The organism is Nocardioides eburneus (assembly GCF_040838215.1).
GTDB classification, from domain to species: Bacteria; Actinomycetota; Actinomycetes; order Propionibacteriales; family Nocardioidaceae; genus Nocardioides; species Nocardioides eburneus.
Genome location: NZ_JBFPJR010000020.1, coordinates 1 through 12,388 on the forward strand (window position 1 = coordinate 1; position 12,388 = coordinate 12,388).

Sequence of the window (12,388 nt, forward strand, 5' to 3'; positions counted from 1 at the left end):
GGGCGACAGATGTGAACTGTCGCCCACGCCTCAAAGGGTCACGGTGACACTTTGGCTGGGCGGTGGGTAGGCGGCAGCCGGCAGGCGGCTGAAGGGAGCGACGCGCGATTGACTACGTCGAACAAATGTTCGATGCTGAGGTGTGGCAGCAACAGCAGCACGCACCGAGGAGATCGAGCGTCTCCGAGCTCGCATGCGCGGGCTGGAGAGGTCGCTCGCGGGCCGGGAGATCGCGACCCATGAGGCGCTCTCCGGGATTGTGCAGCTGCGCGCCGGCGGTGCCTACGCGGTCGACGGTCTGAGCCTGGCGATGGCCCTGCTCGCCGGCCCGTCGCGGGCCGGGGAGTGGTGTGCCGTCGTCGGGGTCGACGACTTCGGCGTGGAGGCGGCCGCCGAGCTCGGCATCAACCTCGACCGCACGATCCTCGTGCCGCGGCCGCGTGACTCCTGGCTCGAGGCGACCGCCGCGCTCGTCGACGTCGTCACGCTCGTCGCGGTCCGTCCGCCCAGCCGGGTCCCTGACCGGATCGCGGAGAAGCTCGGTGCCCGGCTCCGGACCCGGGGCGCCGCGCTCATCGCGGTCGGCGACCGGGGGCAGGACTGGCCGCGGGCGGACGCGCGGCTGAGCGTCGCGGCGCCGCAGTGGTCGGGGGCGGGGTGCGGCGAGGGCCACCTGCGCGCCCGGCGGTTGGTGGTCGAGGTGCGCCGCGGGGCGGCCCCCGCCCGGCGTACCTCCCTCTGGTTCCCCGCCGCCGACGGTGCCCTGCGGCGTGCCGTGCCCGAGCCGGTGGCGGACGACGTGCGCGAGGTCGGCTGATGACCCTCCAGCAGCCCACGACCCAGTCCACGACCCAGTCCACGGCCCAGCGGACGGCCCAGCGGACGACCCAGCGGTCCAGCAGGGTCCTGGTGGTCTGGTGTGCCGACTGGCCGGTCGCGGTGGCGCTGGCGGCGGAGGACAAGCCGCGCCACCTGCCGGCCGCGGTGTTCGGCGGTGCGGCGGGTGCCCACCTCGTGCAGGCCTGCAACGCGTCGGCGCGGGAGTTCGGCGTACGCCGCGGGATGCGTCGCCGCGACGCGCAGGCGCGCTGCCCGGAGCTGCTCGTGCTGGCCGCCGACGAGGCCCGCGACGCGCGGGCGTTCGAGGAGGTGCTGGCCGCGCTCGAGCGGCTGCGCCCGGGGGTGATGCCGCTGCGGCCAGGACTCGTGGCGCTGCGCTCGCCGGCGCGCTACTACGGCGGCGAGCCCGAGGCGGGGGCGGCGATCGCGGAGGCGGTGGTCTCGCTCGGCGTCTGGGACGTCCGCGTCGGGATCGCCGACGAGCTGTTCACCGCCGAGCAGGCGGCGCGGACGGCCGCCCTCCAGGAGACGTACGTCGTCGAGGCCGGCGGATCGGCGAGGTTCCTGCGCCGGCTGCCGGTGAGCGTGCTGGACGATCCCGACGCGGTCAGCCTGCTCCAGCGGCTCGGCCTGCCCACGCTCGGCCATCTCGCCGACCTGCCGGGCACGGACGTGCGCGCCCGGTTCGGGCCTCAAGCCGACTGGATCCGCCGCGTCGTCCACGGTGGTGGGGTGCGACCGGTCGCGGGGCGCACCCCGCCGCCCGACCTGACCTGTGAGGTCTCCTTCGAGCCGCCGCTCGTCTCGGCGGAGACGGTCTGCTTCAGCGCGAAGCAGACCGCGGAGCGGTTCGTCGCCCAGCTGGGGGAGCGGCAGCTGGTGTGCACCGAGGTGCGGATCGAGGTCGAGACCGAAGGGGCCGTGGGGGTCGCCTCGGAGCGACGCTGGCTGCATCCGCGCTGGTTCGGCGCCGGCGATCTCGTCGACCGGCTGCACTGGCAGCTCGTCGGCACGCTCCGTGCCGGAGACGTCCGCGCGGCGGTGACGACGGTGCGGCTCGCGCCCGAGGTGGTCATGCCGGAGTCGGTTCACGCCGACGGGCTCTGGGGCGGCACGGACGCCCGTGTCGAGCGCGGCGTCGCCCGGGTCCAGGGCATGCTGGGTCACGAGGCGGTCGTCGCTCCCGTCCTCCAGGGCGGGCGGTCGCCGGCGGACCGACAGGCGTTCCGTCCCTGGGGAGACCGGGCCGAGGCGCTGCGGGACCGTTCGCTGCCCTGGCCGGGCAGCATCCCGCCGCCCGCGCCGTGCCGGGTCTTCGCGGAGCCGCGTCCGGCGGAGGTCCTCGACGCGGCCGGGCGGCCGGTGGCGGTGCTGCCGCGCGGGGGCGTGTCCGGTGAGCCTGCCCGCTTCCGCGTCGGCGAACGGGAGGGATGGCAGCCCGTCGCCGCCTGGGCGGGGCCGTGGCCGGTCACCGAGCTGTGGTGGGAGACCGACGGCGGTCGCCAGGTCGCCCGCTTCCAGCTCGTCGGCGTCGACGGCCGCGCCTGGCTGGTCACCTACGACAGCTCCGGGGACGGTGCCGACCGCTGGGTCACGGAGGCGGCGTATGACTGAGCTGCGGGGTGCATGCCCATGAACAGGCAGGACCGCTGATGGGGTGGTCCAACCCGAACCTCCCGTGGAAGGAGCTCGAGCGGCGGCTCTCGGGGCGTCCTGCCGAGGACCCGCACGGCGATGCGCCGATCTCGCGGCGCAGGAGACGGCCCCAGCGCCACGAGGTGGCGCCGCCGGAGGGCCCCGTGGTGCCGTACGCCGAGCTCCACTGCCACTCCGACTTCTCCTTCCTCGACGGTGCGAGCAGTCCCACCGCGCTCATCGAGGAGGCGGTCCGGCTCGGGCTCCACGGGCTCGCGATCACCGACCACGACGGGCTCTACGGGGCGCCGCTGTGCGCCGAGGCCGCGCAGTTGCACGCCGGCGTCGTCAAGACCGTGTACGGCGCTGAGCTCTCCCTCGGGCTGACCGGGCCGCAGAACGGCGTGCCGGACCCGGAGGGCTCCCACCTGCTCGTGCTGGCCAGAGGGGTGGCGGGCTACCGCGGCCTGGCGGCGGCGATCACCGACGCCCAGCTGCGCGGCGATGAGAAGGGGCGCCCGGTCTACGACCTCGACGAGCTGACTGACCGGTCGGTCAGCGGCGGCCGGGGCAGCTGGCTGGTCCTCACCGGCTGCCGCAAGGGCTTCCGCAGCCCGGAGGCGATCCGCGACCTGGTGACACGGTTCGGCCGGGACAACGTCGTGGTCGAGCTCACCGACCGCGGGCACCCGACCGACAGCAGCGACAACGACCGGCTGGCCGCGATCGCCGCCGAGCTCCGCCTGCCCACGGTCGCCACCGGGAACGTCCACTATGCGACGCCCGAGCGCCATCGCCTCGCCGACGCGATGGCGGCGGTCCGCGCGCGCAGGTCCCTGAGCGAGATCGCGGGCTGGCTGCCGGCCGGGCCGACGGCGTACCTGCGCAGCGGCGAGGAGATGCTCCACCGCTTCCGTCGCTATCCCGGCGCGGTCGCCCGTTCGGTGACGATCGCCGACGAGTGCGCCTTCGACCTGCAGAAGGCGAAGCCCCACCTGCCCAAGCGCGGCATCCCCGCGGGACACACCGCCGCCACCTGGTTGCGCGAGCTGGTCGAGGAGGGCTTCGCGGAGCGGTACGCGGCGGCGTACGGCGGTGTCGGCGGCGACCCGGAGTTCGTCGCGCGTGCCAGGAAGCGGGTGGAGCACGAGCTCGACGTGATCATCGGGAAGGACTTCCCGGGCTACTTCGTCATCGTCCACGACATCGTCGCCTACGCCAGGTCACGACAGATCCTCTGCCAGGGGAGAGGATCGGCGGCGGCGTCAGCGGTCTGCTACGCGCTCGGGATCACGGCGATCGACCCGGTCTTCTACAACCTCCCCTTCGAGCGGTTCATCTCCGTGCACCGCGAGGAGGAGCCCGACATCGACGTCGACTTCGACTCCGACCGGCGCGAGGAGGTGATCCAGTGGGTCTACGACACCTACGGCCGCCGCAACGCCGCCCAGGTCGCCAACATCGTCGGCTACCGGCCCAAGATGGCGGTCCGCGACGCCGCGAAGGCGCTCGGCCACAGCCCCGGCCAGCAGGATGCCTGGTCGAAGACGATCCAGAGCTGGTCCACCGTCGACGCGCCCGACGACGCGGGCATCCCCGAGCCGGTGCTCGCCCTCGCCCGGGACTTCCTCGGCGCGCCGCGCCATCTCGGCATCCACTCCGGCGGGATGGTCCTCACCGAGGAGCCGATCGGCGAGGTAGTGCCGATCGAGCGCGCCCGGATGGAGCGGCGGACCGTCTTGCAGTGGGACAAGGACGGCTGTGAGTTCATGGGGCTGGTGAAGTTCGACCTGCTCGGGCTCGGCATGCTCGCCGCGCTCGACCACATGATGCGCATCGTGGACACGCGGCTGGGGGAGCGGTGGGAGCTGGCGACCATCCCCAAGGAGGAGCCGGCGGTCTACGACATGCTCTGTCGCGCGGACTCGGTCGGCGTCTTCCAGGTGGAGTCACGGGCCCAGATCGGCACCCTGCCGCGGCTCCAGCCGCGCTGCTTCTATGACCTCGCCATCGAGATCGCGCTGATCCGGCCCGGCCCGATCCAGGGCGGCGCGGTCCACCCCTACGTACGCCGCGCGACCGGCCGCGACCCGATCACCTATGCCCACCCGCTGCTGGTGCCGGTGCTCGAGCGGACCCGCGGGGTCCCGCTCTTCCAGGAGCAGCTCATGGAGATGGGCCGTGTCCTCGGCGACTTCACCGCGGACGAGGCCGACCTGCTGCGCCGGGCGATGGGCTCCAAGCGTGGCATCGAGCGGATCGAGTCGCTCAAGGAGCGACTCTTCCGCGGCATGGAGGAGAAGGGGCTCGTGGGGGAGCAGGCGCGGACGGTCTACACCCAGATCCTCTCCTTCGCGAACTTCGGCTTCGCCGAGTCCCACGCGCTCTCCTTCGCCAAGCTCGTCTACGCCTCGTCGTGGTTCAAGCTGCACTATCCCGGAGCCTTCCTCGCCGGTCTGCTGCGTGCCCAGCCGATGGGGTTCTACTCGCCGCAGTCGCTCGTCCAGGACGCGCGTCGACACGGGGTCGAGGTGCGCCGTCCCGACCTGCTGCGTTCCGGAGCCACCGCCGACCTCGAGGCTCTTGATGGCCGAGTCGGTGCAGATGGCGCAGATGGCGCGTCGAGTCGGCGCAGATGGCGTGCCGAGTCGGCGTACACGTACGCCGACTCGGCGAGGTGCCTGCAGGACCACCAGGGCGAGCCCACCGAGTGGGTGCCGGGGACGCCCGACCCCACGCCGGAGCACCGGAGGGACAGCGGGTTCGCCGTACGTCTCGGCCTCGACTCGGTGCGGGGCATCGGGAAGGAGGTGGCCGAGCGGATCGTGGCGGCCCGGGAGGAGCGACCGTTCGCCGACCAGCTCGACCTCTCCCGCCGCGCCGGGCTCGACCGGCGTCAGCTGGAGGCGCTCGCCACTGCCGGCGTCCTCGACGAGGTCTCGACCGGCTCGACCGGCGGGAGGACCCACCGCCGCCAGGCGCTGTGGCAGGCGGGCTGGACCGAGACCGAGGAGCAGCTCGAGGGGCTGAGGTTCGCCGGAGAGGCGCCGATGCTGCCGGAGATGGACGCGGTCGAGACGACGCTCGCCGACCTGTGGGCCACGGGGGTGACCCCGGCCGGCCACCCGTTCGTCCACCTGCGGTCGGGACTTGCCGTGGCGGGGATCCCGGCGATCGACGAGCTGTCGGCGTGGGAGGCCGGGCGCCGGATCACGGTGGCCGGCCTGGTCACCCACCGACAGCGTCCCGGCACCGCGGGTGGGGTCACCTTCCTCAACCTCGAGGACGAGACCGGCATGCTCAACGTGATCTGTACGGCGGGGGTCTGGCAGCGCTACCGCACGGTGGCGGTCTCCTCCTCGGCGATGGTGGTTCGCGGCATCCTCGAGCGCAGCGACGGCGTCACCAACCTCGTCGCCGACCGGCTCGCCCCGCTCGCCGAGGTCCACCCCGGTGCCGCGGCCGCCCTCCTGGCCCGCCACCGCTCCCGCGACTTCCGTTGACCTGGCCGAGTCGGCGGACATGCACGCCGACTCGGCCAACCATGGGTGCCGACTCGATAATGGGAACGTGCCTTCTGCTCTGCCCCCCGGCGACCCGGCGCCGTCCGACAGCGCGCTGCCCGCGACGGCACTGGACACCCTGGGCGACCAGGGCCTCGGGTTCTACGTCCACGTGCCGTTCTGCACGGTGCGGTGCGGCTACTGCGACTTCAACACCTACACCGCGACCGAGCTGGGACCGGGCGTGTCCCGGCAGACCTACGCCGAGCAGGCGGTCGCGGAGATCCGGCTCGCCCGGAAGGTCCTCGGCGACGCGGACAGGCCGGTGGACACCATCTTCTTCGGCGGCGGTACGCCGACCCTCCTGCCGCCCGCGGACCTGACCGCGATCGTCGGCGCGATCCGCGACGAGTTCGGCCTGAGCCCCGACGCCGAGATCACGACGGAGGCCAACCCCGACAGCGTCTCGCCGGAGGACCTCGAGGCGCTGCGGGCCGGCGGCTTCACCCGGCTCAGTCTCGGCATGCAGAGCGCTGTGCCGGCCGTCCTCGCGACGCTCGACCGCACCCACGACCCCGAGCGCGTCCCGGCCGTCGTCGAGTGGGCCCGTGCCGCCGGCTTCACCGCGTCCGATTCTCATGGGCTCTCCCTCGACCTGATCTTCGGCACCCCGGGCGAGAGCCTGGCCGACTGGCGCAGGTCCGTGGAGGCGGCCCTCGCCAGCGGACCGGACCACCTGTCGGCGTACTCCCTCATCGTCGAGGACGGCACCGCCCTCGCGCGTCGGGTCCGGCGCGGCGAGCTGCCGATGCCGGACGAGGACGACCTGGCCGACAAGTACCTCCTGGCCGACGAACTGCTGCGCGCCGCCGGGCTGACCTGGTACGAGGTCTCCAACTGGGCCACCACGCCGGAGCAGCGCTGCCGCCACAACCTGCTCTACTGGCAGGGCGGCGACTGGTGGGGCGTCGGCCCCGGCGCCCACAGCCACGTGGGCGGCGTCCGGTGGTGGAACGTCAAGCACCCCGCGGCGTACGCCGACCGCATCCATGCGGGCGTGAGCCCGGCCCACGCCCGCGAGACGCTGTCCGAGGAGGACCGACGGGTGGAGCGCGTCCTGCTGGAGCTGCGTCTCGTCGACGGCCTGTCGCTCGACGTCCTCGACGAGAGCGGCCGCGCCGCCGTGCCCGAGCAGGTCGCGCGTGGTCTCCTCCACGAGCCGTCCGGCTCGTACGACGGCCGTCTGGTGCTCACCGACGCGGGTCGCCTCCTCGCCGACGCGGTGGTGCGCGACCTCCTGCCCTAGGCAGGCGTCCCGCTGCGGCTCGGGGAAAGATCAGGGTCGCCCCGGATGGGACGGAGCGCCGAGGCGCGCCACAGTGGAGCCATGAGCACCACCACGCTGTCCCGCCCGCGCCAGGGCCGCTGGATCGCCGGCGTCTGCGCCGGCATCGCCCGTCGCTACGACCTCGACCCGACCGTCGTCCGGATCATCGCGGTCCTCTCCTGCCTGCTGCCCGGACCGCAGTTCATCGCCTATCTCGTGCTGTGGATCCTGATGCCGGCTGACGACCGTCGGTGATGACCGGCCGCTGAGGTCAGTCCACCGTCACGAAGTCGATGAGCTCCTCGACCCGTCCGAGCAGGGCGGGATCGAGGTCGTTGAAGGACGACACCTTGGACAGGATGTGCTTCCACGCGCGAGCGATGTCGGCCTGGTCGCGGTGGGGCCAGCCCATGTGCTGGCAGATGCCCTTCTTCCACTCGATCGAGCGCGGGATCGTGGGCCACTCGCGCAGGCCGAGCCGCTCGGGCTTGACGGCCTCCCAGATGTCGATGAACGGGTGTCCGAGGATCAGCACGTGCTGGCCGACCGCGGAGCGTCGGATCGATTCGGCGATGCGGGACTCCTTCGAGCCCTTGACCAGGTGGTCGACGAGGACGCCCACCTTCCGCTGCGGGCCCGGCTTGAAGTCGACGAGGTGGTCGGCGAGGTCGTCGACGCCGCCGAGGTACTCCACCACCACGCCCTCGATGCGCAGGTCGTCGCCCCAGACCTTCTCGACCAGCTCGGCGTCGTGGCGCCCTTCGACGAAGATCCGCGAGGCCCGGGCGACGCGTGCCGGGGCGTTCTCGACGGCGATCGAGCCGGACGCGGTGCGGGTGGGCTTGGCGGGCGCCGTGCGCACCACCGGCGGCGTGAGGATGACCGGCTTGCCCTCGAGCAGGAAGCCGGGGCCCAGGGGGAACGTACGACGCTTGCCGCGCCGGTCCTCGAGCGTGACCGTGAAGAGGTCGCGGTCGACCTTCACGATCTCGCCCACGAAGTCGGTCTCGACCTCCTCGACCACAGCGCCGTACTCCGCAGGAGTCTCCACGGCACGGCCACGCTTGGGCTTGCGCCAGTCACCGGCGAGGACGTCGGTCCCGTATCGATCAGCCACCCGGACACCGTAGGGAAGCCCGCCGACGAGCGCAGCGAGGCACGCCGGACAATGAGGACTGTGACGATCGACCCGCAGGCCCACGCGCGCGACACAGCCTCCGACACGGCCCTCGACAACCCGGTCTGGCACTCCCTGGTCGGACCCCATGCCCACCTCGCGGAGGGTGCGGACGTGGGAGCGGGACTGGCGCGTCGTTACCGCAGCGACATCTCCGTCTTCGGGGCGCTCGCCGACCCTCAGGACCCGCAGGCCTGGGCGGACCTGGCCGCCCTGGTCGGCCCCGGTGGCGAGGTGCTGATCACCGGCGACGACGTGCCGGCTCCGGCGGGATGGAGCGTCGGAGGCGGCACCGGCGTGCAGATGCTCGCCACCGACCGGGTGGAGGCCGACCTCGACCCTGAGCTCGTGGTCCTCGGGAGCGCCGACGTCGACGACATGGTCGACCTCGTGAGCCGCACGAAGCCGGGACCGTTCCGCTCGGGCACGCCGCTGATGGGCACCTACCTCGGTCTCCGCCGGGAGGGCCGGCTCATCGCGCTGGCGGGGGAGCGGATGCACCCGGAGGGCTGGACCGAGATCAGTGCCGTCGCGACCGACCCCGACCACCGCCGTCAGGGGCTCGCGGCGCGGCTGGTGCGCTCGGTCGTGGCCGGCGTACGCGCGCGGGGCGAGAGGGCGTTCCTCCATGCCGCGTCGGAGAACCTCGGCGCGATCAGGGTCTATCGCGCGCTCGGGTTCGAGGAGCGGCGGGTCATGACCTTCCGCGGCGTCCGCGCGCCGCAGGGCTGACCGCGTCGCCTGGGGCTCCAGCGCGGCTCAGCACAACCCGGGGTGGAGCGCGCGGCGCAGCAGGTCGCCGAGCTCCTCCGGCGTGCGGGCGACGCTCGGGAAGCGCAGCACGGTCCGGGTCCCGCCCTCGGCGGTGATCCACGCGACCTCGACGCTGCGTGGGGTGAGGTCGCGCAGGTGGACGGCGACGATCGAGCGCGGTCGTACGCCGGTGCGCGAGGCGACCGCGTGTCGCAGCTCGTCCCCGTGGTGGTCGTTGGCGTGCTCGACGGCGCGCTGCAGGTAGCCCGGGTTGAGGTGCAGCGCAGGGTCGAGGAAGTCCTCCACGGCGACGGCGGTCCGCTCCCCGCCGCGGACGACGGCGACGAGGTCGAGGTCGACGACCAGGCGGTCGCGGATCTCGTCGCAGCACTGGCAGGCCTCGCGGCCGTCTGGGCGCAGACGCCCGGCGATCGCGAGGCTCGGCTCGCGCAGCGACGAGGCGGCGGGCCCGAGGCCGCTGCGCACCGTCACGACGACGTGAAGGCCGTCGGCGCCGGCCCGCGAGAGCGCGCCGCCCGGAGTGCACGCGAAGGTCGGGACGCCGGCCAGGTCCTGCATCGGCAGCCGGGTGTCGTCGGCAAGGGGATGCGGCACGCCGTCGACGACCAGGTCGACCTCGGCGGGGCACGACAGGATGCTGCGGGCAAGGGCCGCCGGTGCGGCCAGGTCGGCGTACGTGCGGGTCATCTCCACCTCACGATTCGATAGTTAGGTGAGCCTAACCTAAAGGGCGTCGGGGTGGTCTGGCAAGGGTGTCGTCTGGCCGTCGCCCTGGGGGAGGCGGGTAGTCTTGGCACTCGCCAGGAATGAGTGCCAGGCCGGAGGAGGCGACGGATGCAGAACGACCGCAGGCTCGCCGTGCTCCGGGCGATCGTGGAGGACTACGTCCGCACCGAGGAGCCGGTCGGCTCCAAGGCGCTGGTCGAGCGTCACGGGCTGGGCGTGTCCCCGGCGACGGTCCGCAACGACATGGCGGTGCTGGAGGAGGAGGGCTACATCACCCAGCCCCACACCAGCGCCGGCCGCGTCCCGACCGACAAGGGCTACCGGCTCTTCGTCGACAGGCTGACCACGGTGAAGCCGATGTCGTCGGCCGAGAAGCGCGCGATCTCGAGCTTCCTCGAGGGTGCCGTCGACCTCGATGACATCGTCCAGCGCTCGACCCGGCTGCTCTCCCAGCTCACCCGCCAGGTCGCGATCGTGCAGTACCCCACGCTGAGCCGGTCGACGGTGCGTCACGTGGAGGTCGTCGCGCTGGCGCCGACCCGACTCCTGCTGGTGCTGATCCTCAGCACCGGCCGCGTCGAGCAGCGCGTCGTCGAGCTGCCTGCCGAGATCACCGACGAGGCACTCTTCGACCTTCGCTCCCGGCTCAACCGTGCGGCCGGCGGCCAGCTGATCAGCGCCGCCGCCGACGAGCTGCGGAAGGCCGCCGAGCGGATGTCGCGGGCCGACCGGCCCGCCGCCGACGGCGGCATCACCGCCGTCGTGGTGGAGGCGCTCGTCGAGGCGATGAGCGACCACCGCAGCGACGAGCGGATCGCGGTCAGCGGCACGAGCAACCTCGCCCGCTTCGGAGACAGCTTCGACACCGCCGTACGCCCGCTGCTGGAGGCGCTCGAGGAGCACGTCGTGCTGCTCAAGCTGATGGGCGAGGCCACCGCGGGCGGTCTCGTCACCGTCCGCATCGGTGCCGAGGGGCCCTACCAGGAGCTGTCCTCGACGAGCGTCGTCGCCACCGGCTACGGCCCCGGCGACGAGGCCATCGCCACGCTCGGTGTCGTGGGCCCCACCCGGATGGACTACCCCGGGTCGATGGCGGCCGTGCGGGCCGTCGCACGCTACCTGTCGCGGATCCTCGACGAGGCCTGACCGCCGCCATCGAGCCGCGACGCGCAGAACCAGACCAGCACCACCTGAAACACCTACCGGATCTCACGCGATGAGGGAGAAGTTGGACCCCTACGAGCTGCTCGGCGTCGACCGCGACGCGGACGACGCCGCCATCAAGAAGGCGTACCGCAAGCTGGCGCGTCAATACCACCCCGACGTCAACCCCGACCCGGAGTCGCAGGACAAGTTCAAGGAGATCTCGCACGCCTACGAGATCCTGAGCGACCCGCAGAAGCGGGCGGCGTACGACCGGGGCGGTGACGTCTTCGGCGGCGGCTTCGGTGCCCAGGGCGCGGGCTTCTCCTTCACCGACATCATGGACGCCTTCTTCGGCGGCGCCGCAGGGGGCACCGCCGGCGGGCGCGGGCCCCGTCCGCGCGTACGCCGCGGCCAGGACGCCCTCATCCGGCTCGACGTCGAGCTGGCGGAGGCGGCGTTCGGCGTCACCCGCGAGCTCAAGGTCGACACCGCGGTGGTCTGCGAGACCTGCCACGGCGAGGGTACGGCGCCCGGCAGCCGCCCCGTGACGTGCGAGACCTGTCACGGCGCCGGTGAGGTGGCCTATGTCCAGCGCTCGTTCCTCGGCGAGATCCGCACTTTGCGGCCCTGTGCGGCCTGCAAGGGCTTCGGCACGATCATCCCCGACCCCTGCCGCGACTGCGGTGGCGACGGCCGGGTCCGCTCCCACCGCACACTGACCGTGAAGATCCCGGCCGGTGTCGACGACGGCACGCGCGTCCAGCTCGCCGAGCAGGGCGAGGTCGGCCCCGGTGGTGGACCCGCTGGCGACCTGTACGTCGAGATCCACGTCGCCAGGCACCCGACGTTCTCCCGCCACGGCAACGACCTGCACTGCACGGTCACGGTGCCGATGACGGCGGCGGCGCTCGGCACCACGCTGACGCTGCCGACCCTCGAGTCCGACCTCGTCGGCGAGGAGGGCCCGCAGAAGACCGACCTGCAGACCACGTTCGAGCTCGAGCTGCGTCCCGGCACCCAGTCCGGCAGCGAGCACGTCCTGCGCGGGCGGGGCGTCCCCGGCCTGCGCGGCGGGCGCGGCGACCTCGTCGTCACCGTCGCCGTCGAGACGCCCACCCGTCTCGACCCGGCGCAGGAGGACCTGCTGCACCAGCTCGCCGCCCTGCGCGGCGAGGAGGCGGCGGAGGGCCAGCTGCGTGCGTCCGGGCGCGGTGTCTTCGGCCGGCTGCGCGACGCGTTCGGCCACTGAGCCTCGGGTCA

The 12,388-nt window shown here is 73.1% G+C and carries 10 protein-coding genes; 8 read left to right on the top strand and 2 right to left on the bottom strand.

From position 1 onward, the window contains the following. Window positions 1–142 precede the first annotated feature (142 nt). The 5 genes from imuA' to AB3X52_RS12205 all read left to right on the top strand — a co-directional run bounded on the left by imuA' (window position 143) and on the right by AB3X52_RS12205 (window position 7,560). The gene (gene imuA' / locus AB3X52_RS12185; RefSeq protein WP_367994352.1) at window positions 143–817 is read left to right on the top strand and encodes a DnaE2-dependent mutagenesis accessory factor ImuA'; all 675 of its coding nucleotides are present in this window, start codon (window positions 143–145) and stop codon (window positions 815–817) included. Beyond that, on the top strand, window positions 817–2,454 hold the full coding sequence (locus AB3X52_RS12190) for a DNA polymerase Y family protein (RefSeq protein WP_367994353.1): 1,638 nt from the start codon (window positions 817–819) through the stop codon (window positions 2,452–2,454). Before imuA' ends, AB3X52_RS12190 begins: the two co-directional genes overlap by 1 nt. A gap of 38 nt (window positions 2,455–2,492) precedes the next feature. Continuing rightward, entirely contained in the window at window positions 2,493–5,978 is a 3,486-nt protein-coding gene (locus tag AB3X52_RS12195; protein ID WP_367994354.1) for an error-prone DNA polymerase, read from the top strand. 67 nt (window positions 5,979–6,045) lie between these two features. Then, entirely contained in the window at window positions 6,046–7,284 is a 1,239-nt protein-coding gene (hemW, locus tag AB3X52_RS12200; RefSeq protein ID WP_367994355.1) for a radical SAM family heme chaperone HemW, read from the top strand. Window positions 7,285–7,365: 81 nt separating this feature from the next. Continuing rightward, the gene (locus AB3X52_RS12205; protein WP_367994356.1) at window positions 7,366–7,560 is read left to right on the top strand and encodes a PspC domain-containing protein; all 195 of its coding nucleotides are present in this window, start codon (window positions 7,366–7,368) and stop codon (window positions 7,558–7,560) included. Window positions 7,561–7,576: 16 nt separating this feature from the next. On the opposite strand, the gene AB3X52_RS12210 is transcribed toward AB3X52_RS12205, so the two are convergent. Then, window positions 7,577–8,422 (bottom strand): DUF3097 domain-containing protein, encoded by an 846-nt coding sequence (locus AB3X52_RS12210; RefSeq protein ID WP_367994357.1) that lies wholly within the window; start codon window positions 8,420–8,422, stop codon window positions 7,577–7,579. 51 nt (window positions 8,423–8,473) lie between these two features. Between AB3X52_RS12210 and AB3X52_RS12215 the strand changes: the two genes are divergently transcribed. Then, window positions 8,474–9,214, top strand: a complete 741-nt coding sequence (locus tag AB3X52_RS12215) for a GNAT family N-acetyltransferase (RefSeq protein ID WP_367994358.1) — start codon at window positions 8,474–8,476, stop codon at window positions 9,212–9,214. A 27-nt stretch (window positions 9,215–9,241) separates the two neighbouring features. Here AB3X52_RS12215 and AB3X52_RS12220 read toward each other — a convergent pair whose 3' ends face one another. Further along, the gene (locus tag AB3X52_RS12220) at window positions 9,242–9,949 is read right to left on the bottom strand and encodes a hypothetical protein (protein WP_367994359.1); all 708 of its coding nucleotides are present in this window, start codon (window positions 9,947–9,949) and stop codon (window positions 9,242–9,244) included. A gap of 141 nt (window positions 9,950–10,090) precedes the next feature. On the opposite strand from AB3X52_RS12220, the gene hrcA reads away from it, so the two are divergent. After that, window positions 10,091–11,128, top strand: coding sequence for a heat-inducible transcriptional repressor HrcA (gene hrcA / locus AB3X52_RS12225; protein ID WP_367994360.1), 1,038 nt, complete (start codon window positions 10,091–10,093; stop codon window positions 11,126–11,128). 70 nt (window positions 11,129–11,198) lie between these two features. Continuing rightward, complete coding sequence (dnaJ, locus tag AB3X52_RS12230; protein WP_367994361.1) at window positions 11,199–12,377, top strand: molecular chaperone DnaJ; 1,179 nt, start codon at window positions 11,199–11,201, stop codon at window positions 12,375–12,377. Window positions 12,378–12,388 lie beyond the last annotated feature (11 nt).